Here is a 20,420-nt window from a genome sequence, read left to right as displayed (position 1 = left end):
GGGAGCTGGCTTGCCTGCGATACAGGCGACTCGGTATTCCCGCCGAACCGTGGTGATGCAATCGCAGCGGTGCGACGACTCGACAAGCCAGCTCCCACATTAGCTGTATTTACACAGGTGATTTGGCGGCGACCGGTCTGATGCCACGCTTGGCATTCAGGCCGTAATACAGCACCCCACCCAACGCCGAGCCGGTGAACCAGCCGTAGCTGTAAAACCAACTGAACGCATCACTGCCCAGCGACAGCAAGGTCAGCACCACCGGCACGCCGAAGGCAACAAAGCCGCTCCAGTTCCACGCCGGGTACACGTCATCGCGGTACAAACCGGCCAGGTCCAACTGCTGTTTGCGCGTGATGAAATAGTCCACCACCATGATCCCGGCGATCGGGCCGAGCAGGCTGGAGTAGCCCAGCAACCAGTTGGAATACACGGTTTCCAGGCTCACATTCGAGACGATCAGCCCGAGTTTTTTCAGCAGTTCGTGGGCCATCAACGCGAGCCCGACCAGGCCGGTAAGAATCACCGCCGTGGTGCGGTTGATCAGCTTGGGCGCGATGTTCTGGAAGTCGTTGGTGGGCGAGACGATGTTCGCGGCGGTGTTGGTGGACAAGGTGGCGATGATGATCAGCGCCATGGCGATGGCCACCCACACCGGACTCTGAATGTGCCCGATCAGGGTGACGGGATCGGAGACGCTGACGCCCACCAGCTTCACCGACGCCGCGGTCATGATCACGCCGAGGGCGGCGAACAGGAACATGGTCAGCGGCAGGCCGAAAATCTGCCCGAGAATCTGGTCCTTCTGGCTTTTGGCGTAGCGGCTGAAGTCGGGAATGTTCAGCGACAAGGTGGCCCAGAACCCGACCATGGCTGTCAGCCCGGCCATGAAGTAACCGGTGAGGCTTGCGCCTTCGGGGCGCTTGGGTGGAATCGCCATCAGTTCACTCAGCGACACATTCGGCATCGCCCACACCAGCAAGCCTATTCCCACCGCCACCAGCAGCGGCGCCGACAAGGTTTCCAGGCGCTTGATCGACTCGGCGCCGCGCAGCACCACCCACAGGTTCAGGGTCCAGAAAATCATGAAGCCGATCACTTCACCGGTGCCACCAAGGGACTTCCAGCCTTCGAAAATCGAGCCCAGGAACAGGTGAATCGCCAGCCCGCCGAACATCGTCTGGATGCCAAACCAGCCACAGGCCACCAGCGCGCGAATCAGGCACGGCACGTTGGAGCCGAGGATGCCGAAGGACGAACGCAACAGCACCGGAAACGGAATGCCGTACTTGGTACCCGGGAAGGCGTTAAGGGTCAGCGGGATCAGCACCACGATGTTGGCGAGCAAAATCGCGATCAGCGCCTCGCCCACCGACAGTCCGAAATAGGCGGTGAGCACCCCGCCCAGGGTGTAGGTCGGCACGCAGATCGACATACCGACCCACAGCGCAGTGATGTGCCACTTGTTCCAGGTGCGTTCATGCACCTTGGTCGGTGCCATGTCGTGGTTGTAGCGCGGGCTGTCGAGGACGTCGGGGCCGGCGTCGAGTTCATACAGGCCGTTGCGTTCAATGACTTGCGATCTGTTCTGTTGCATGGCCGCTCCACGGTTTTTTTTAAAATTATTGTTGCTCATCCAGCGCGTGGCGCCGGATGGCCGGAGTACCTCGTAAACAACATGACATCACGGGCTCGGCCAGCCGCCACTGCACTCAAAATCCGTGCCGACAACCGCATCTGAACCCGCACCGCTTATATAACTCGCTGATGTTTATCAGCTTTCCGATTGTGCCCTGGGTACTTGTCGCCTTACTCAGGCTAAATAACGCGAAAGTTGCCCGAACTGTCAGGACTCAATCTGGTGCAACACAATTATTTTTATTTACCCACGCCGTCAAGCGGCATGTCTCAAGCGCCTGATTTGCAATAAGAAATGTTGCTCAATTCAAGAACCTGTCAAGTGCGTCAAAATGGTGAAGGGGCGCTACATTTTGGTGATTTTTAGTTTTTATCCTTATAAATCAATAATTTAATTACGATATATACTTATAAAAAATCTTCTTGCCCATTCGAAAAACTCGGGCTAGTTTCTATTCCTGTCACCGATGACAGGATTAAACCCTGCATCGGCAAGCAGCATTACAACACTTAGAACTGGCACAAGCCGGTCAAGCCTGTGAGGAACTCGACATGTCGCTGTTGATCCGTGGCGCCACCGTTATTACCCATGATGAAAGTTACCGCGCCGATGTGTTATGCGCAGGCGGTCTAATTCGCGCTATTGGCACTAATCTGGAGGTGCCCGCCGGCACTGAAACACTCGATGGCAGCGGCCAATACTTGATGCCCGGCGGCATCGACCCGCATACGCACATGCAACTGCCCTTCATGGGCACTGTGGCCAGTGAAGACTTTTTCAGTGGCACGGCGGCGGGTCTGGCAGGTGGCACCACCTCGATCATCGACTTCGTGATTCCAAACCCGCAGCAATCGCTGATGGAGGCTTTTCACCAGTGGCGCGGCTGGGCGGAAAAATCCGCCTCCGACTACGGTTTTCACGTGGCGATCACCTGGTGGAGCGAGCAGGTGCGCGAGGAGATGGCCGAGTTGGTCAGCCACCATGGCATCAACAGCTTCAAGCACTTCATGGCCTACAAGAACGCAATCATGGCGGCGGATGACACCTTGGTCGCCAGCTTCGAACGCTGCCTGGAACTGGGCGCGGTGCCGACGGTGCACGCAGAGAACGGTGAGCTGGTGTATCACCTGCAACGCAAGTTGATGGCCCAGGGCATTACCGGGCCGGAAGCGCATCCACTGTCGCGTCCGTCCCAGGTGGAAGGTGAGGCCGCCAGCCGCGCCATTCGCATCGCCGAGACCATCGGCACGCCGTTGTACCTGGTCCATGTGTCGACCCAGGAGGCACTGGATGAAATCACCTACGCCCGTGGCAAAGGCCAGCCGGTCTACGGCGAAGTGCTCGCCGGGCACTTGCTGCTGGATGACAGCGTGTACCAGCACCCCGACTGGCAAACCGCCGCAGGCTATGTGATGAGCCCGCCGTTCCGCCCGCGAGGGCATCAGGAAGCACTCTGGCACGGCTTGCAGTCCGGCAACCTGCACACCACCGCCACCGACCACTGCTGCTTCTGCGCCGAGCAAAAAGCTGCCGGCCGTGATGACTTCAGCAAGATCCCCAACGGCACCGCCGGTATCGAAGACCGCATGGCACTGCTGTGGCACGAGGGCGTGAACACCGGGCGGTTGTCGATGCAGGAGTTCGTCGCGCTGACGTCGACCAACACCGCGAAGATCTTCAATCTCTACCCGCGCAAAGGCGCGATCCGCGTGGGTGCCGATGCAGACCTGGTGCTGTGGGACCCCGAGGGCACGCGCACGATTTCGGCCAAGACCCACCATCAGAAAGTCGACTTCAACATCTTCGAAGGCAAGACCGTGCGCGGCGTGCCGAGCCACACCATCAGCCAGGGCAAGCTGGTATGGGCCGATGGTGATTTGCGCGCCGAGCGCGGTGCCGGGCGGTATGTGGAACGGCCGGCGTACCCGACAGTGTTTGAGCAGTTGAGCAAGCGGGCTGAGCATTCCAGGCCCACTGCTGTAAAGCGCTGAGACCGCTATCGCAGGCAAGCCAGCTCCCACATGTTGATGTGCGAACACATTCAAATGTGGGAGCTGGCTTGCCTGCGATGAGGCCGGTACAGGCAACAAAAATGCCCGCCAGAGGCAATCCCAAAAAAACCGTGAGGCCAAAACCGTGATCCAGACCCTGACCCACCTCCCCCATCCCCATGAAGATGGGCCGACACTCGCCAGCCACTTCACCGACCTGGCGCCACCCCTCAACGCCCGCCAGGCGCAACTGGAAGCCTCGCGATGCCTGTATTGCTACGACGCGCCTTGCGTGAATGCGTGCCCCAGCGAAATCGACATCCCGTCGTTCATCCGCAATATCCACACCGAGAACGTGCAGGGCGCCGCGCAGAAAATCCTCTCGGCCAATATCCTCGGCGGCAGCTGCGCCCGCGTGTGCCCCACCGAGATTCTGTGCCAGCAAGCCTGCGTGCGTAATAACGCCGAAGAATGCGCGCCGGTGCTGATCGGCCTGTTGCAGCGCTACGCCATCGACAACGCGCACTTTCGCGAACACCCGTTCCAGCGCGCTGCACCGACCGGCAAACGCATCGCCGTGGTCGGCGCCGGGCCTGCGGGCCTGGCCTGCGCACACCGCGCGGCCCTGCATGGCCATGACGTGGTGATTTTCGAAGCACGGGAAAAAGCTGGCGGCCTGAACGAATACGGGATCGCCAAATACAAGCTGGTGGATGATTTTGCCCAAAAGGAGCTGGATTTCCTGTTGCAGATCGGCGGCATCGAGATCCGTCACGGCCAGCGCCTGGGTAGCAACCTGACGTTGAGCGAACTGCATCAGCAATTCGATTCGGTATTCTTGGGCCTCGGCCTTGCCGCCAGCAAACAGCTGGGCTTGCCCCATGAAGATGCGCCCGGCCTGCTCGCCGCCACCGACTATATCCGCGAACTGCGCCAGGCCGATGACTTGAGCCAACTGCCGCTGGCCGACCGCTGCATCGTGCTCGGCGCCGGCAATACCGCCATCGACATGGCCGTGCAAATGGCCCGCCTGGGCGCCCGCGATGTCAACCTGGTGTACCGCCGTGGCTTGGCCGACATGGGCGCCACTCACCATGAACAAGAGATTGCCAAGGCCAATCAGGTACGGCTGCTGACCTGGGCTCAACCGGATGAAGTGTTGCTGGATGATCAAGGCCGTGTGCGCGGCATGCGTTTTTTGCGCACGCACATGGAGAACGGTCGCCTGCTCCCCACTGGCGAGACCTTTGAACTGGCCTGCGACGCGATCTTCAAAGCCATCGGCCAGGGTTTTGACAACGAGGCGCTGCACGACCCGTTGGCTCAGCAACTGCACCGCGTGGGCGAACGCATCTTCGTCGACGAACAGCTGCAAACCAGCATTCCAGGCGTCTATGCCGGTGGCGATTGCGTCAGCCTCGGCCAGGACCTCACCGTGCAGGCGGTGCAACACGGCAAGCTGGCCGCCGAAGCCATGCACGCCCAACTCATGCTGAACGTGGAGGCTGCGTAATGGCCGATCTCTCGATTGTATTTGCCGGTATCAAAGCCCCCAACCCGTTCTGGCTGGCCTCCGCGCCGCCCACCGACAAGGCCTACAACGTGGTCCGCGCCTTCGAAGCCGGCTGGGGCGGCGTGGTGTGGAAAACCCTCGGTGAAGACCCGGCGGCGGTCAACGTATCTTCCCGTTACTCGGCGCACTATGGCGCCAACCGCGAGGTACTGGGCATCAACAATATCGAGTTGATCACCGACCGCTCCCTGGAGATCAATCTCAAGGAAATCACCCAGGTGAAAAAGGATTGGCCCGACCGCGCCCTGATCGTGTCGCTGATGGTGCCGTGTGTTGAAGAATCCTGGAAAAACATCCTGCCGTTGGTGGAGGCCACCGGTTGCGATGGCATCGAGCTGAACTTCGGCTGCCCCCACGGCATGCCCGAGCGTGGCATGGGCGCAGCGGTCGGCCAGGTGCCGGAGTATGTAGAACAGGTGACGCGCTGGTGCAAGACCTACTGCTCGCTGCCGGTGATCGTCAAGCTCACGCCGAACATCACCGACATCCGCGTGGCGGCGCGCGCGGCGTATCGCGGCGGCGCGGATGCGGTGTCGCTGATCAACACCATCAACTCCATCACCAGTGTGGACCTGGAGCGCATGGTCGCCCTGCCGGTGGTCGGCACGCAAAGTACCCATGGCGGTTATTGCGGCTCGGCGGTCAAGCCGATTGCGTTGAACATGGTGGCTGAAATCGCCCGCGACCCACAGACCCAGGGCCTGCCGATCTGCGGCATCGGTGGCATTGGCAACTGGCGTGACGCGGCGGAATTTGTCGCACTGGGCTGTGGCGCGGTGCAGGTGTGCACGGCGGCGATGCTGCATGGGTTTCGGATTGTGGAAGAGATGAAGGACGGGCTGTCGCGGTGGATGGACAGCCAGGGTTACGCCAGCCTGCAGGCGTTTTCCGGGCGGGCGGTGGGCAATACCACGGATTGGAAGTACCTGGACATCAACTATCAGGTAATTGCCAAGATCGATCAGGAGGCGTGTATCGGCTGCGGGCGTTGCCATATTGCCTGCGAGGACACGTCACACCAGGCGATTGCCAGCTTGAAGCAGGCGGACGGCACGCACAAATACGAGGTGATCGATGATGAGTGTGTTGGCTGCAATTTGTGCCAGATCACTTGCCCGGTGGCCGATTGCATCGAGATGGTGCCGATAGAAACGGGCAAGCCGTTTTTGAACTGGACGCAGGATCCGCGTAACCCTTACCGCGAGGCTGTGTAAGTTACCTTTTGAAATGATCGTTCCCACGCTCCGCGTGGGAATGCAGCCAGGGACGCTCCGCGTCCCAAGAGCGGACGCAGAGCGTCCAGTGAGGCATTCCCACGCAGAGCGTGGGAACGATCATCAAGGCTCCAAGCCAATCCCACGCAAAATCACACTGGTCACCGTCTGGATTGCCTTCTCGAACTGCCTGTCCGACAACGGCTGGTGATCATTCAAGATCTTCACCTGGTGATCAAAGTCCGCATAGTGCTGGGTCGAGGCCCAAATCATATACAACAGGCTTGACGGCTCCACTGGCAGGATGCGTTTGTCCTCCACCCACTGACGAATTTTCGCCTCTTTCATCTTGGCCCAGTCGTACAGGCTTTCATCCAGCGCCTCGCCGAGGGTCGGCGCGCCGTGGATGATTTCATTCGCCCAGACTTTCGAACCATGCGGCCGCGTGCGTGAGCGCTGCATCTTGGCGCGGATGTAACTGCTGAGCACCACGCGCGGGTCATCGAAGGTTTCAAAGCTCAGGGCGTCTTGCTTCCACAGGTCCAGCAGGTCAAACAGCACGGCGCTGTACAGCTCGCTTTTGGTGCTGAAGTAGTAATGCAGGTTGGAGCGCGGCAGTTGCACTTCTTCGGCAATATCGGCCATGGCGGTGCTGCCATAGCCCTTCTCGGCAAAGACTTTCTCTGCCGCCAGCAGGATTTTCTCGACGTTGCTGCGCCGGATACCGATCTTGTGATTGCCCATGGATGATGGAGCCCCAGTCACTTTTAAATACAATTCATTTTCAACCATCACATCATGAACCGCCTCATTAGGCTACACGCCATTGATCGCCAGATCGGCGCCAGCGCTTCAAAGCCCGCAGTATTCCAAGGCGTCAGCCTGCGTGATCGAGCTATGATCGGCGCATCTGAACCGGACACCCCTGACCTATGGCCGTTGACCTGCACGCCCTCTACCCGAAATTGATCCACCTGATGCTGGACACGGTCTTCGTGGTCGACAGTGACAACCTGATCGTGTTTGTCAGCGATGCCTGCGAAGCCCTGCTCGGTTACCGCGCCGACGAACTGACCGGCACCCCCATTACCGACTACATGCACCCCGAAGACCTGGCACGCACGCGGGCTTCGATTGTGCGGGTCATGAATGGCCGGCCCCATGTGGATTTTCGCAACCGTTATCTGCGCAAGGATGGCAGCGTGGTGCACATCCTGTGGGCAGCGTTCTGGTCCGAAGAAGTCGGCGCGCGCATCGGCGTGGCGCGCGACGTGACGGCGCTCACCCAGGCCGAGGAGGAACTGCGCTTCCTCGCCCACCATGACCCGCTGACGGCGCTCACCAACCGCTCGTTGTTCAACGATGGCCTGGCGTCGGCCCTGCACACCGCACAGCGTCATAACACCCGGCTGGCGTTGCTGTTTCTGGACGTCAATGACTTCAAGGGCATCAACGATGTGCATGGCCACGCGGTGGGCGATCGCGTGCTCTGCGTGATTGCACGGCGGCTGGAACGCTGCGTGCGTGACAGCGACCTGGTGGCGCGCATGGGCGGCGACGAATTCACGGTGTTGCTGACCGATGTGCAGTCACACGAAACGGTTAGCGCCAAAGTCGCGCAAATTCTCGCGGCCATGGCCGAGCCGCTGGGCGCTGAGTTTGGCTCGGTCAAGATGCCGTCGTGCAGTGTGGGCGTGGCGTTTTATCCGGCCGACGGTGCAGACGCCGATACCCTGCTCAGCCACGCAGACAGCGATATGTACAGGATAAAAAGGCTGCGGTTGGCCGCCGAGTGATGAAACTTCCTACGCGAACCTTTCCCGCCAAAAACGGATTGGTTAGGATCGCGGTCCACTTGAAGGATCATTGCAATGACTATTCGACCTCGCGTGGCCGCCGACGACCCGGTGCTGGGCGCACTGTGGGAGCGCTCGGTGCGAGCCACCCATGACTTCCTCCCCGAGGACGACATCCAGCGTTTGCTGCCGCTGGTGCGCGACGCCTACCTGCCAATGCCGGCCCTCGACGTGTGGGTGTATGAAGACCACCACGGTATCGCCGGTTTTATCGGCACTGGCGGGCATAACGTCGAAATGCTGTTTATCGACCCCGAGCGCCGCGGCCAGGGCGTCGGCCGCCAATTGCTCGACCACGCCCGCGCCCGTCATGACACGCTGACCGTGGACGTCAACGAACAAAACCCGCAGGCTGTGGGTTTCTATCTGCATTATGGTTTTATCCAGGTCGCGCGCTCGCCGCTGGATGGCGAAGGCAAACCCTTTCCCTTGTTGCACATGGCATTACCGACTCACTCACTTGAAGGTACTGAACAATGCTGATCAAGAAAGCCCTCACCACTGTCACCCTGCTCGCTTCCCTGCTGGGCGCCTCTGCGGCATTTGCCCACGCCCATCTCAAAAGTTCGACACCGGCGGCAGACAGCACGGTTGCTGCGCCCGCCGACCTGCGCCTGACCTTCAGCGAAGGCGTCGAGGCCACCTTCACCAAAGTGTCCCTGAGCAAAGACGGCACCGAACTCGCCATCAAAGGCCTGGAAACCCCGGACGCCGACAAGAAAACCCTGGTGGTCACACCCGCCGCGCCGCTGGCCGCCGGCAACTACAAAGTGGTGTGGAACGCCGTCTCGGTCGACACCCACAAGAGCAACGGTGAATACAGCTTCAAGGTCGGCCAATAACCCATGGCAACCCTGCTGGTGCTGTGCCGCTTCGTGCATTTCATCGTCGTGCTGTTGATGTTCGGGGCCTGTGCCTTCAGGCCCTGGCTGCTGGGCAACGAAGTGCAACCGGCACTCGACCGGCAACTGCTGCGCATCACCCGCGCCCTGGCCTGGCTGGGGTTGTTCTCCGGCGTGGCCTGGCTGCTGTTGATCACCGCCAGCATGGCGGGCAGCTGGGACGCGGCGCTGCAACCGGCCACCGTGCAGTTGGTGCTGGGCAAAACCTTTTTCGGCCAGGTGTGGGTCTGGCATCTGTTGCTGAACCTGCTGCTGGTAGTGGTGTTGCTCAAACCCCGGCCGGCCTTGCGCCTGCCGTTGACCGCACTGCTGCTGGCGACGCTGGCACCGGTCGGCCATGGCGCCATGCTCAATGGGCTGAGCGGCCAATTGCTGATCCTCAATCAAGTGGTGCACCTGGTGTGCGTCGGCGCCTGGCTGGGCGGGTTGTTGCTGCTGGTGCTGATTCTGCGGCTGTCGCCAAAGCCTGCGCTGGAGCCGATCCTCAAGCGCTTCAGCGGCGTGGGTTATGGCCTGGTTGCCGGTTTGCTGGTAACGGGTTTGATCAATGTTCGCGTGCTGACCGGGCAGCTGTGGCCCACGCCGCTGTTTAACGGGTTTGCGCTGATTCTGTTGATCAAGGTGCTGCTTGTGCTGGGTATGTTGGCGCTGGCGCTGTTGAACCGGTTGCGTATCGAGCGCTGTGAGGAGCGAGTGGGCAGTTTGAAAGCCAGTGTGATGCTCGAATGGTTGCTGGGTATTGCAGCAGTAGCCGCGGTGTCCCTGCTGGGCACCTTGCCACCGATGGTGATGGCCGGCTGAAGATCTCTGTGGGAGCAGGCTTGCCTGCGATGCAGACACCGCGGCCCCACAGTTACACCGCGTCGATGCCATCGCAGGCAAGCCAGCTCCCACATGGACCGTGCCCGCTTTTCATCGATGCGCACTTGGTCATCGTATAACTTCTGCTTGACAGCCCCCGAAAACCCCGCAAATATCCCTCGCAATGTTGTACGACAACGTATAACAAATAATAAAAACAACAAAATGGAAGGGAGCTTCACTGTGCCTCAATTCGCCCGCAATTCCTCCTCGCGTCTCGGTCTTATCAGCCTCAGCAGCCTGGCACTCGCCCTGCCCCTCAGCGCCCAGGCAGAAGGTTTTATCGACGATGCCAAAGCCACGCTCAACCTGCGCAATGCCTACTTCAATCGCAATTTCACCAACCCCACGTACCCACAGGCCAAGGCCGAAGAATGGACGCAGAACTTCATTCTCGACGCCAAATCCGGCTTTACCCAAGGCACCGTGGGCTTCGGGATTGACGTACTCGGCCTGTATTCTCAGAAGCTCGATGGCGGTAAAGGCACCGGCGGCACCCAACTGTTGCCGCTCGACAGAGATGGCCGCCCTGCCGACAATTTCGGACGCCTGGGCGTGGCACTGAAAACCCGGCTGTCCAAAACCGAACTGAAAGTTGGCGAATGGATGCCCGTGCTGCCGATCCTGCGCTCGGACGACGGCCGCTCCTTGCCGCAGACCTTTCGTGGCGGCCAGGTAACCTCCAATGAAATCGCCGGGCTGACGCTCTACGGCGGGCAATTTCGCGGCAATAGCCCACGCAACGATGGGAGCATGGAAGACATGTTCATGAACGGCAAAGCCGCGTTCACCTCGGACCGTTTCAACTTCGGCGGCGGCGAATACACCTTCAACGACAAACGCACCCAGGTCGGCGTGTGGTACGCCGAACTCACCGACATCTACCAGCAGCAATACCTGAACCTGACCCACAGCCAGCCGGTCGGCGACTGGACGTTTGGCGCCAACCTGGGGTTCTTTAATGGCAAGGAGGACGGCAGCGCCCTGGCCGGCAACCTCGATAACAAAACCTACTCCGCCCTGCTCTCGGCCAAATACAAAGGCAACGCCTTCTATGTCGGCCTGCAAAAACTCACCGGCGACAGCCTGTGGATGAGGGTCAACGGCACCAGCGGCGGCACCCTGGCCAACGATAGCTACAACGCCAGCTACGACAATGCCAAGGAAAAATCCTGGCAGATACGCCATGACTTCAACTTCGTGGTACTCGGCATTCCGGGGCTGACCATGATGAACCGGTATATCAGCGGCAATAACGTACACACTGGCGCCATCACCGACGGCAAGGAATGGGGCCGCGAGTCGGAGCTGGCCTACACGGTGCAGAGCGGCACACTGAAGGATTTGAATGTGCGCTGGCGCAACTCGACCATGCGTCGGGATTTCAGCAACAACGAGTTTGATGAGAATCGGATCTTTGTCAGCTACCCGATCTCGTTGCTGTAACGCGCTCCCTGCAGGCACTGACATGTGTAGCAGCCCGCTTGTGTGGGAGCTGGCTTGCCTGCGATAGCGCAGGATCAGCAAAAGAAATGTCAGTTAGCCGACCGCAATCGCAGGCAAGCCAGCTCCCACCTTTTGAGCATCACTTGCCTGCAAGGGCGTTGACAACCCAGGGAGTCCAAAACGATACTTCCGCCAAGTCATACGACAACCTACAACAACAATGGAATTCCCATGACCACCACCACGCCTGCTCCCTTCAACCGCCTGCTGCTTACCGGTGCTGCCGGCGGCCTGGGCAAAGTCTTGCGCGAACGCATGCGGCCTTATGCCCAGGTATTGCGCCTGTCGGACATCGCCAACATGGCCCCGGCGGCCGGTGAGTTCGAAGAAGTGCAACCCTGTGACCTGGCCGACAAACAGGCTGTGCACCAACTGGTGGAAGGCGTCGATGCCATCCTGCACTTCGGCGGTGTGTCGGTGGAGCGCTCTTTCGAAGAAGTGCTGGGCGCAAACATCAGCGGTGTTTTCCATATCTACGAAGCCGCCCGCCGCCATGGCGTGAAACGCGTGATCTTCGCCAGCTCCAACCATGTGATCGGCTTTTACAAGCAAGACGAACACATCGACGCCCACTCCCCACGTCGCCCGGACAGCTACTACGGCTTATCCAAATCCTACGGCGAAGACATGGCCAGCTTCTACTTCGACCGCTACGGCATCGAGACCGTGAGCATCCGCATCGGCTCCTCGTTCCCGGAACCCCAGAACCGCAGGATGATGCACACCTGGTTGAGTTTCGATGACCTGACCCAACTGCTCGAGCGCGCGCTGTACACGCCCAATGTCGGCCACACCGTGGTCTACGGCATGTCGGATAACCTCGACACCTGGTGGGACAACCGCTACGCCGCGCACCTGGGTTTTGTGCCCAAGGACAGCTCCGAGGTGTTCCGCACCAAGGTCGAAACCCAGCCGCCAGTGGCCGCCGATGACCCGGCCGCGGTCTACCAGGGCGGCGCGTTCTGCGCGGCGGGGCCGTTTGGTGACTGAACGTACATCAACCCAAGGGAATGAGTTGCCATGACCGCTGAACTGATCGTCGACGCCCGCAATGCCGTGGGTGAATGCCCAGTGTGGGTGCCGCAGGAAAACGCGCTGTACTGGGTGGACATCCCCAACGGTGGCCTGCAACGCTGGGACGCCGCCACCGGCCACGTCGCCGCCTGGAAAGCCCCGCAGATGCTCGCCTGTATTGCCCGCACCGACGCGGGCAATTGGCTCGCGGGCATGGAAAGCGGGTTTTTCCAACTCACCCCGCATAACGACGGCAGCCTCGACACCACGCCTCTGGCGAGCATCGAGCACCCACGCCCGGACATGCGCCTCAACGATGGCCGCTGCGATCGCCAGGGCCGTTTCTGGGCTGGCAGCATGGTGCTGAACATGGGCCTGAATGCGGCCGAAGGCACCCTGTACCGCTATGCGTCAGGCGCCGCGCCGCATGCGCAACTGAACGGGTTCATCACCCTCAATGGCCTGGCGTTCAGCCCGGACGGCCGCACGATGTACGCCTCGGATTCACACCCGCTGGTGCAGCAGGTCTGGGCGTTCGATTACGACATCGACACCGGCACGCCATCCAACCGCCGGGTATTTGTCGACATGCATCAATTCCTCGGGCGCCCCGATGGCGCGGCAGTCGACGCCGAGGGTTGCTACTGGATCTGCGCCAACGACGCGGGGCTGGTTCACCGCTTCACCCCGGATGGCCGTCTGGACCGCTCCCTCAGCGTGCCGGTCAAAAAACCCACCATGTGCGCCTTCGGCGGCAGCCGGCTGGACACCTTGTTCGTCACCTCGATTCGTGATGACCACAGTGAGCAGTCGGTCGCGGGCGGCGTGTTTGCCCTCAACCCCGGCGTCAGCGGATTGCCGGAGCCCACGTTCACCCTCTAGCTGCATCGCTGTGCCTTGAATACAACAACAATAAGACAGGAGTGACACCCCATGGACTTCAAACGCACTTTGCTCGCCGCTGCATTCTTTACCCTCAGTACCGCCGCCCACGCGCTGGAAATCAAATTCGCCGACATCCATCCCGCCGGCTACCCCACCGTCGTCGCTGAACAGAACATGGGCAAGGCCCTGACTCAGGCAAGTAACGGCGAACTGACCTTCAAATACTTCCCGGGCGGTGTGCTGGGTTCCGAAAAAGAAGTGGTAGAACAGGCCCAGGTCGGTGCGGTGCAGATGACCCGCGTCAGCCTCGGCATCGTCGGGCCAGTGGTGCCGGACGTGAACGTGTTCAACTTGCCGTTCGTGTTCCGCGACCAGGCGCATATGCGCAAAATCATCGACGGCGAGATCGGCGATGAAATCCTCGCCAAAATCACCGACTCCGAGTTCGGCCTGGTGGCCCTGGCCTGGATGGACGGTGGCACGCGCAACCTCTACACCAAGAAGCCGGTGCGCAAGATCGAAGACCTCAAGGGCATGAAAATTCGTGTACAGGGCAACCCGATCTTCATCGAAGCCTTCAACGCGATGGGCGCCAACGGCATTGCCATGGACACCGGCGAAATCTTCAGTGCCTTGCAGACCGGCGTGATCGACGGCGCGGAAAACAACCCGCCGACGATGCTGGAGCACAACCACTTCCAGAACGCCAAGTTCTACACCCTCACCGAGCACCTGATCCTGCCCGAACCCATCGTGATGTCGAAGATCACCTGGAACAAACTCACGCCCGCCCAGCAAGACCTGGTGAAAAAAGCCGCCAAGGCCGCCCAGGCCGATGAGCGCGCGCTGTGGGACGCCAAGTCCGCCAGCAGCGAGGAAAAGCTCAAGAAGGCCGGCGTCGAGTTCATCACCGTCGACAAAAAACCCTTCTATGACGCCACCGCAGCGGTTCGCACCAAGTACGGTGCGGCTTACGCCGACATCATCAAGCGCATCGACGCGGTCGAGTAATCACCCTTCCCTTTAGTCAGGCCCGGCGCGGTCGGCATCGACGCGCCCGGTTACGGTGAACGCCATGAAGAATTTAGTGCTGCGCATCAACGACCGCATTTACATGACCTGCATCTGGGTCGCCGGCCTCTCGGTGCTCGGGGTCGCGCTGATCATCCCCTGGGGCATCTTCGCCCGCTACATCCTCGGCACCGGCGCAAGCTGGCCGGAGCCCACCGCCATCCTGCTGATGCTGGTGTTCACTTTTGTCGGCGCGGCGGCCAGTTACCGTGCCGGCGCGCATATGGCGGTGGCCGTAGTTACTGACCGCCTGCCAGCGCGCCAACGGCAAATCGTCGGCGTTATCACGCAACTGCTGATGGCCACCATCTGCCTGTTCATGACCGTCTGGGGCAGCAAGCTGTGCCTGTCCACCTGGAACCAGTTCATGAGTGCGATCCCCACCCTGCGCGTGGGCATCACCTATATGCCGATCCCGATCGGCGGGCTGCTGACGCTGGTGTTCGTGCTGGAAAAACTTTTGCTCGGTGACCAGAGCCAGCGCCGCGTGGTGCGCTTTGATCTGGTTGAAGAAAACGAAGGGGCTGCCTGATGGACGCATTGATGCTGCTGGGCAGTTTTATCGCCTTGATCCTGATCGGCATGCCGGTGGCCTACGCCCTCGGGCTGTCGGCGCTGATCGGCGCGTGGTGGATCGACATCCCGTTCCAGGCCTTGATGATTCAGGTTGCGGGCGGGGTGAACAAGTTTTCGCTGATGGCGATTCCGTTCTTTGTGCTGGCCGGAGCGATCATGGCCGAGGGCGGCATGTCACGCCGCCTGGTCGCGTTTGCCGGGGTGCTGGTGGGGTTTGTGCGCGGCGGCCTGTCGTTGGTGAACATCGTGGCGTCGACGTTTTTTGGCGCGATTTCCGGCTCGTCGGTGGCCGATACCGCCTCGGTCGGTTCGGTGTTGATCCCGGAAATGGAGCGCCGTGGCTACCCGCGTGAGTTCTCTACCGCCGTCACTGTCAGCGGCTCGGTGCAAGCCTTGCTGACGCCGCCCAGCCATAACTCGGTGCTCTACTCCCTGGCGGCCGGCGGCACGGTCTCGATTGCCTCATTGTTCATGGCCGGCGTGGTGCCGGGGCTGCTGATGAGTGCATGCCTGATGGTGCTGTGCCTGATCTTCGCGAAAAAGCGCAACTACCCCAAGGGCGAGGTCATCCCGCTTAAACAAGCGCTGAAGATCTGCGCCGACGCGCTCTGGGGCTTGATGGCCATGGTGATCATCCTGGGTGGCATCCTCTCGGGCATTTTCACTGCCACCGAGTCGGCCGCGATTGCGGTGTTGTGGGCATTTTTCGTGACCATGTTCATCTATCGCGACTACAAATGGCGTGAGCTGCCCAAGCTGATGCACCGCACGGTGCGCACCATTTCCATTGTGATGATCCTGATCGCCTTCGCCGCCAGCTTCGGCTACATCATGACCCTGATGCAGATCCCGGCAAAAATCACCACGCTGTTCCTGACCCTGTCGGACAACCGCTACGTGATCCTGATGTGCATCAACGTGATGCTGCTGTTGCTCGGCACCGTGATGGACATGGCGCCGCTGATCTTGATCCTCACCCCGATTCTGCTGCCGGTGATCCTCGGTATTGGCGTGGACCCGGTGCACTTCGGCATGATCATGCTGGTGAACCTCGGGATCGGCCTGATCACTCCACCCGTGGGTGCGGTGCTGTTTGTGGGTGCGGCGGTGGGCAAGGTCAGTATCGAGAAAACCGTGACGGCGCTGCTGCCGTTTTATGCGGTACTGTTCCTGATATTGATGGCAGTGACTTACATTCCCGCGTTGTCCCTGTGGCTTCCCGGGCTGGTGCTCTGATGATTGAACTGGAAGACAGCCTGACCCATCTCACCCTCGCCCCGGCCGTGGGTGGCAGCCTCGTCAACTGGACGGTGCGCGCGACCGGGCAGCCGCTGTTGCGCCATAGCGACGAAGCTGCGCTGAACACTGGGCTGCCGGGCAAGCTGGCGTGTTACCCGCTGGCGCCATGGTCCAATCGAGTTGCCCACGGCGGTTTCGACAACCCCAGCGGCTGGCTGGCACTCACGCCCAACAGCCCGCTCGACCCGCTGCCGATTCACGGTTCGGCCTGGCAACAGGCGTGGCAGGTGGTAAGCCAGACGGCGGATGAAGTGGTGCTGGAGGTGGTGTGCGACACGCCGTTTGCCTATCGCGCCGAGCAGCGGTTTCGCTTACGTGGCGGCGAACTGAGTATCGAGTTGCGCGTAACGCATCTGGCCGAAAAAGCCGCGTGGCATGGCTTGGGATTGCATCCGTATTTGCCACGAAGGCCCGGCACGCGGTTGCAGGCCAAGGCCGATCAGGTGTGGATGAGCGATGCGTCCAAGCTGCCAACCGGGCTGGCGCCGGTGCCGGCCGAATGGGATTTCACTCAGCTCAAGGGGCTGCCGCAAGGCCTGGTGGACAATGGGTTTTGCCAGTGGGACGGGCGTTGCCGCATCGAACAGCCGGAGCTGGGCTATGCACTGGAATGCCAGGCCAGCGGCGCCGATTACTTCCTGCTGTTCTGCCCGCCGGGGTTGGGGTTCTTTTGCATCGAGCCGGTGAGTCATCCGGTGAATGCGCATCACCTGCCGGGCAGGCCCGGCCTGAAGCTGCTGGAAAACGGCCAGTCAACTCACCTCAATTTCACCCTGAAATACCAACCTTTGTAACCCCACAAAACCCTGTGGGAGCCGGGCTTGCCCGCGATGGCGGTGTGTCAGCCTGCACACCTGGACCTGACAAACCGCTATCGCAGGCAAGCCAGCTCCCACATTTTTGATCCGCATGGTGTCAAGGCGGGCTGTTTTTCAGGCGACCCGCCGTGTCGATACTCACCACCACCGACAACCCCGGCCGCAGGCGCTCGCTCTCGGCCTGATCCGGGTCCACCGTAATCCGCACCGGCACCCGCTGCGCGATCTTCACAAAGTTGCCGGTGGCGTTATCCGCCTGCAACAGGCTGAACTCCGAGCCGGTCGCCGGGGAAATATGCTGCACCGTGCCGTGAAACTTGCGGTGGTTGAGCGCGTCCACGGTGAACGTCACCGGCTGGCCGACCTGCACATTGTCCATCTGGGTTTCTTTCATGTTGGCGATCACCCACAACTGCGGCGGCACCAGCGCCATCAACTGCGCGCCGGAGTTGACGTAGGCGCCCAGGCGCACACCGATCTGCCCCAACTGGCCGTCACGCGGCGCAATGATGCGGGTGTTGGACAGGTCGATACGCGCCAGCTCCACGGCCGCATCGGCACTGGCCACCGCCGCTTCGAGGGAACCACGATTGACGATCACGGTTTGCAGGTCCTGACGGGCGATTTCCAGGTTGGCCTGGGCCTGAGCCACCGCCGCGACGGTCTGCGCATTCGCGGCGCGGGTCACGTCCAACTCGCGCTTGGACACTGAACCATCGCTGATCAACTCTTCATTGCGGCGCAAGTCGGCGGTGCTTTTGCGCGCCTGGGCCTGGCTGTCCACCAGCGCGGCCTGGCGCAGTTTGATGGTGGCTTCGGCGCTGTTGCGCTGCTGCACCACATTGGCCAAGGAGGCTTTCTGTACTGCCAATTGCGCCAGCGCCTGGTCAAGACGCTGCTTGTAGATGCGGTCATCCAGGCGCACCAGCAGGTCGCCGGCCTTGACGTACTGGAAGTCCTGCACCGGCACTTCATACACGTAGCCACTCAGTTGCGGGCCGATAATCGTCACTTGGCCGCGCACCAGGGCGTTCTCGGTGGTTTCCACCGCACTGCTGAAGGGTGGCAATTGCCAGGCATACAGCACGATCAACACACCGACGATGGCAATCGCGGCAAAACCCAGCGATGAGATGATGCGCACTCGCAGCGAGCGCGGCTCCGTGACGGTCGAGCCCGGTGGTGGCGTGCCTTCCGGAGTGGAGGCGATGGCGTTGGTCGTGGTCGTGGTGGTGGTTTCGGTCATGAAGTAACGCCGCTGGGTTGAACGGGAGGGGCTGCTGCTTTGGTGGTACTCATCAGCCACAGGCTGCGGGTGAAGATCCAGAGCATGGTGAGGATCGCGATGATCGCGATCAGCATGAATACGTCGTTGTAGGCCATCACATTCGCCTCACGCGTGGCCGCCGTGGCCAGGCTGCGAATGCCCATGAGGTTGCGCAGTTCCGGGTCGGCGATTACGCCGCCATAGGCCGAGCCGCCGCTCTGCACCCGTGCCGCCACGCGTGGGTCCAGCAGGGTCAGGTGTTCGACGATCATGCTGGAGTGGTATTTCTCGCGCACGATCTGAAACGTGCCCAGCAACGCCGCGCCAATCAGGCCGCCGAGGTTCTGGCAGATGCCGAACATCACCGAGAAGCTCACCAGGTTGCGCGGGTTGGTCAATACGTTTTTTGTGCCCAGCACCATGGTTGGCCCCAGGAAGAAGGTGCCGCCAAAGCCTAGCAGGAACTGGCTGATATACAGGTTTTGCGGGCGGGTCAGGTTGCTGGAGAAACTGTCCATCACGGAGCCGGTGGCCATCAGCGCCAGGGAGATGATCAACGGCATCAGCAGGTGCGCCGGGTTGATCGTCAGCGCGCTGACCACCAGCCCGGCAATCGCCCCGGCCAGCATCACCACGTAGAGGGTGTGCATCTGCTGGTAGCTCATGTTCAACATCTGCATAAAGCCCACCGCGCCGGTGGACTGCTCGGACAGCACCATGCGAATCAGCACCACCGCCAGCGCCAGGCGAATCATCGCCCCGCTGCCGAGCCAACGCGTCATCAACATCGGGTTGGCGCGGTTATGCTCAATGGCCAGGCCGGCCATGATCAGCACCAGCGAACAGGCCGAGGCCACGCCGATCCAGGGCGCTTCCAGCCACCAGTCGATACGCCCCAACGACAGCACCGCACAGAGCAACGCCACGCCGCTGGCGAGAATGGCAAAGGTGAGGAAGTCGAGTTTTTCAAAGGTTTTGAAACGGTCGCCGGGCGGCAGTTTGAGCATGAATACGCAGCCCAGACAGATCAGCGCCATGCCCAGCTCGAACAGGTACAGCCCGCGCCATTCGGCAATTTGCAGCAAGTCTTCGGAGAACAATCGCGCCATTGGCAGCGCCAACTGCGCAGTGCCCAAGCCCAGCACCAGAGCTTTGAGCCGCCACTTGGCGGGGAACGCCTGGATCATGTAGTACAAGCCCAACGAACTCAGCGCCGCACCGACCATGCCGTGAGCCGCCCGCACTGCAATCGCCGAACTCAAGTCGTTGACGAACAAATGGCCGAAGGTCACCAGCGCATACAGCACCAGAAACACCTCGGTAAACGCGCGCAGGCCGAACTGCTGACGAAACTTCACCAGCAGCAGGTTCATGCACACGTTGGTCATCACATAGGCGGCCGGCAGCCAGGCCATTTCTGCGGTGGTGGCACCCAGTGCGCCTTGCAGATATTGCAGGTTGGCGATCACCAGGGCGTTGCCGAGCCCGCCGGTAATTGCCACCAGGATCCCGACCAACGCAAACAGCCAACGCTTGTGCGTAGGGTGCAGCGGCGTCGACGGCGAGCCGGGCAAGCTCGGCCGCTCGTGGGGTTGCCAGGTGTGGGGGGTGTATTTATCCATCGCATGACCTTGATGAGCCGACGTGCAAGGTCGGTAAATCCGTTACTCAGGGACCAGTAAACCTGAGAGGCGTTCATCTTGCCATGTCTCGTGCGGGCATGGTCAAAACTGTGGGGGCGGGCTTGCCTGCGATACAGACACCTCGGTGTGTCAGGTACACCGAGGTGTCTGTATCGCAGGCAAGCCAGCTCCCACATTAGACCGAGTATGGCTCTGCTGTTGCTGTTGCTGTTGCTCCGGCCCTTACATCCTTTTCGATGACGAAGTCAGCGGTCTTTTGATCTGCGCTTTTGATCTTGATCTGAAATCGCCCCGTCAAACACGAT

The 20,420-nt window shown here is 60.9% G+C and carries 18 protein-coding genes; 14 read left to right on the top strand and 4 right to left on the bottom strand.

From position 1 onward, the window contains the following. Positions 1-109: 109 nt before the first annotated feature. Positions 110-1,597, bottom strand: a complete 1,488-nt coding sequence (locus tag GIW28_RS19740) for an NCS1 family nucleobase:cation symporter-1 (RefSeq protein ID WP_236448116.1) — start codon at positions 1,595-1,597, stop codon at positions 110-112. A gap of 593 nt (positions 1,598-2,190) precedes the next feature. Here GIW28_RS19740 and hydA point away from each other — a divergent pair. The 3 genes from hydA to preA all read left to right on the top strand — a co-directional run bounded on the left by hydA (position 2,191) and on the right by preA (position 6,417). Then, positions 2,191-3,630 carry a dihydropyrimidinase gene (hydA, locus tag GIW28_RS19735; protein WP_236448115.1) on the top strand — a complete coding sequence of 480 codons (1,440 nt, stop codon included), beginning with the start codon at positions 2,191-2,193 and terminating at the stop codon, positions 3,628-3,630. A 145-nt stretch (positions 3,631-3,775) separates the two neighbouring features. Then, positions 3,776-5,143 (top strand): NAD(P)-dependent oxidoreductase, encoded by a 1,368-nt coding sequence (locus GIW28_RS19730; RefSeq protein WP_099550009.1) that lies wholly within the window; start codon positions 3,776-3,778, stop codon positions 5,141-5,143. Continuing rightward, positions 5,143-6,417 carry an NAD-dependent dihydropyrimidine dehydrogenase subunit PreA gene (gene preA, locus GIW28_RS19725; protein WP_017136449.1) on the top strand — a complete coding sequence of 425 codons (1,275 nt, stop codon included), beginning with the start codon at positions 5,143-5,145 and terminating at the stop codon, positions 6,415-6,417. Before GIW28_RS19730 ends, preA begins: the two co-directional genes overlap by 1 nt. 123 nt (positions 6,418-6,540) lie before the next feature. Here preA and GIW28_RS19720 read toward each other — a convergent pair whose 3' ends face one another. After that, the gene (locus tag GIW28_RS19720) at positions 6,541-7,161 is read right to left on the bottom strand and encodes a TetR/AcrR family transcriptional regulator (RefSeq protein ID WP_017136448.1); all 621 of its coding nucleotides are present in this window, start codon (positions 7,159-7,161) and stop codon (positions 6,541-6,543) included. Between the two features lie 188 nt (positions 7,162-7,349). Between GIW28_RS19720 and GIW28_RS30670 the strand changes: the two genes are divergently transcribed. The 11 genes from GIW28_RS30670 (at position 7,350) to GIW28_RS19660 (ending at position 17,181) form a co-directional block, all read left to right on the top strand. Next, the gene (locus GIW28_RS30670) at positions 7,350-8,213 is read left to right on the top strand and encodes a sensor domain-containing diguanylate cyclase (RefSeq protein WP_329606459.1); all 864 of its coding nucleotides are present in this window, start codon (positions 7,350-7,352) and stop codon (positions 8,211-8,213) included. Between the two features lie 75 nt (positions 8,214-8,288). Next, complete coding sequence (locus GIW28_RS19705; RefSeq protein WP_017136446.1) at positions 8,289-8,756, top strand: GNAT family N-acetyltransferase; 468 nt, start codon at positions 8,289-8,291, stop codon at positions 8,754-8,756. Next, positions 8,750-9,115: a copper homeostasis periplasmic binding protein CopC gene (gene copC, locus GIW28_RS19700; protein WP_099550007.1), complete on the top strand. Its 366-nt coding sequence runs from the start codon at positions 8,750-8,752 to the stop codon at positions 9,113-9,115. Before GIW28_RS19705 ends, copC begins: the two co-directional genes overlap by 7 nt. Before the next feature lie 3 nt (positions 9,116-9,118). Continuing rightward, positions 9,119-9,976 (top strand): copper homeostasis membrane protein CopD, encoded by an 858-nt coding sequence (copD, locus tag GIW28_RS19695; RefSeq protein ID WP_236448063.1) that lies wholly within the window; start codon positions 9,119-9,121, stop codon positions 9,974-9,976. A gap of 243 nt (positions 9,977-10,219) precedes the next feature. Continuing rightward, complete coding sequence (locus tag GIW28_RS19690; RefSeq protein WP_026013644.1) at positions 10,220-11,482, top strand: OprD family porin; 1,263 nt, start codon at positions 10,220-10,222, stop codon at positions 11,480-11,482. A gap of 231 nt (positions 11,483-11,713) precedes the next feature. Then, positions 11,714-12,532 (top strand): NAD-dependent epimerase/dehydratase family protein, encoded by an 819-nt coding sequence (locus GIW28_RS19685; RefSeq protein WP_236447825.1) that lies wholly within the window; start codon positions 11,714-11,716, stop codon positions 12,530-12,532. Positions 12,533-12,562: 30 nt separating this feature from the next. Beyond that, positions 12,563-13,438: an SMP-30/gluconolactonase/LRE family protein gene (locus tag GIW28_RS19680; RefSeq protein WP_236447826.1), complete on the top strand. Its 876-nt coding sequence runs from the start codon at positions 12,563-12,565 to the stop codon at positions 13,436-13,438. A gap of 51 nt (positions 13,439-13,489) precedes the next feature. Continuing rightward, the gene (locus tag GIW28_RS19675; RefSeq protein ID WP_236447827.1) at positions 13,490-14,452 is read left to right on the top strand and encodes a TRAP transporter substrate-binding protein; all 963 of its coding nucleotides are present in this window, start codon (positions 13,490-13,492) and stop codon (positions 14,450-14,452) included. Between the two features lie 64 nt (positions 14,453-14,516). Beyond that, positions 14,517-15,044 (top strand): TRAP transporter small permease, encoded by a 528-nt coding sequence (locus GIW28_RS19670; RefSeq protein ID WP_236447828.1) that lies wholly within the window; start codon positions 14,517-14,519, stop codon positions 15,042-15,044. After that, complete coding sequence (locus GIW28_RS19665; RefSeq protein ID WP_017136438.1) at positions 15,044-16,324, top strand: TRAP transporter large permease; 1,281 nt, start codon at positions 15,044-15,046, stop codon at positions 16,322-16,324. The genes GIW28_RS19670 and GIW28_RS19665 overlap by 1 nt, the downstream gene beginning before the upstream one ends. Continuing rightward, positions 16,324-17,181 (top strand): aldose 1-epimerase, encoded by an 858-nt coding sequence (locus GIW28_RS19660; protein ID WP_176991373.1) that lies wholly within the window; start codon positions 16,324-16,326, stop codon positions 17,179-17,181. Before GIW28_RS19665 ends, GIW28_RS19660 begins: the two co-directional genes overlap by 1 nt. Before the next feature lie 121 nt (positions 17,182-17,302). Here the strand turns inward: GIW28_RS19660 and GIW28_RS19655 are convergent, their stop codons facing one another. Together GIW28_RS19655 and GIW28_RS19650 are read right to left on the bottom strand one after the other, a co-directional pair. Next, positions 17,303-18,451 (bottom strand): HlyD family secretion protein, encoded by a 1,149-nt coding sequence (locus tag GIW28_RS19655; protein WP_017136436.1) that lies wholly within the window; start codon positions 18,449-18,451, stop codon positions 17,303-17,305. Further along, positions 18,448-20,094 (bottom strand): MFS transporter, encoded by a 1,647-nt coding sequence (locus GIW28_RS19650; protein WP_236447829.1) that lies wholly within the window; start codon positions 20,092-20,094, stop codon positions 18,448-18,450. The genes GIW28_RS19655 and GIW28_RS19650 overlap by 4 nt, the downstream gene beginning before the upstream one ends. Positions 20,095-20,420: the final 326 nt, after the last annotated feature.

The sequence above is a fragment of the Pseudomonas sp. PA-5-4B genome (genome assembly GCF_021606215.1).
Taxonomy (GTDB): Bacteria; Pseudomonadota; Gammaproteobacteria; order Pseudomonadales; family Pseudomonadaceae; genus Aquipseudomonas; species Aquipseudomonas edaphica.
This window is presented reverse-complemented; position numbering and strand designations above follow the sequence as displayed.

Excerpts from the sequence above, each read along its gene's own strand:
- GIW28_RS19685 (WP_236447825.1), top strand. The coding sequence starts at position 11,714 with ATGACCACCACCACGCCTGCTCCCTTCAACCGCCTGCTGCTTACCGGT.
- hydA (WP_236448115.1), top strand. The coding sequence starts at position 2,191 with ATGTCGCTGTTGATCCGTGGCGCCACCGTTATTACCCATGATGAAAGT.
- GIW28_RS19650 (WP_236447829.1), bottom strand. The coding sequence starts at position 20,094 with ATGGATAAATACACCCCCCACACCTGGCAACCCCACGAGCGGCCGAGC.
- GIW28_RS19705 (WP_017136446.1), top strand. The coding sequence starts at position 8,289 with ATGACTATTCGACCTCGCGTGGCCGCCGACGACCCGGTGCTGGGCGCA.
- GIW28_RS19660 (WP_176991373.1), top strand. The coding sequence starts at position 16,324 with ATGATTGAACTGGAAGACAGCCTGACCCATCTCACCCTCGCCCCGGCC.
- GIW28_RS19740 (WP_236448116.1), bottom strand. The coding sequence starts at position 1,597 with ATGCAACAGAACAGATCGCAAGTCATTGAACGCAACGGCCTGTATGAA.
- preA (WP_017136449.1), top strand. The coding sequence starts at position 5,143 with ATGGCCGATCTCTCGATTGTATTTGCCGGTATCAAAGCCCCCAACCCG.
- copC (WP_099550007.1), top strand. The coding sequence starts at position 8,750 with ATGCTGATCAAGAAAGCCCTCACCACTGTCACCCTGCTCGCTTCCCTG.
- GIW28_RS19665 (WP_017136438.1), top strand. The coding sequence starts at position 15,044 with ATGGACGCATTGATGCTGCTGGGCAGTTTTATCGCCTTGATCCTGATC.
- GIW28_RS19670 (WP_236447828.1), top strand. The coding sequence starts at position 14,517 with ATGAAGAATTTAGTGCTGCGCATCAACGACCGCATTTACATGACCTGC.
- GIW28_RS19655 (WP_017136436.1), bottom strand. The coding sequence starts at position 18,451 with ATGACCGAAACCACCACCACGACCACGACCAACGCCATCGCCTCCACT.
- GIW28_RS19680 (WP_236447826.1), top strand. The coding sequence starts at position 12,563 with ATGACCGCTGAACTGATCGTCGACGCCCGCAATGCCGTGGGTGAATGC.
- GIW28_RS30670 (WP_329606459.1), top strand. The coding sequence starts at position 7,350 with ATGGCCGTTGACCTGCACGCCCTCTACCCGAAATTGATCCACCTGATG.
- copD (WP_236448063.1), top strand. The coding sequence starts at position 9,119 with ATGGCAACCCTGCTGGTGCTGTGCCGCTTCGTGCATTTCATCGTCGTG.
- GIW28_RS19720 (WP_017136448.1), bottom strand. The coding sequence starts at position 7,161 with ATGGGCAATCACAAGATCGGTATCCGGCGCAGCAACGTCGAGAAAATC.
- GIW28_RS19675 (WP_236447827.1), top strand. The coding sequence starts at position 13,490 with ATGGACTTCAAACGCACTTTGCTCGCCGCTGCATTCTTTACCCTCAGT.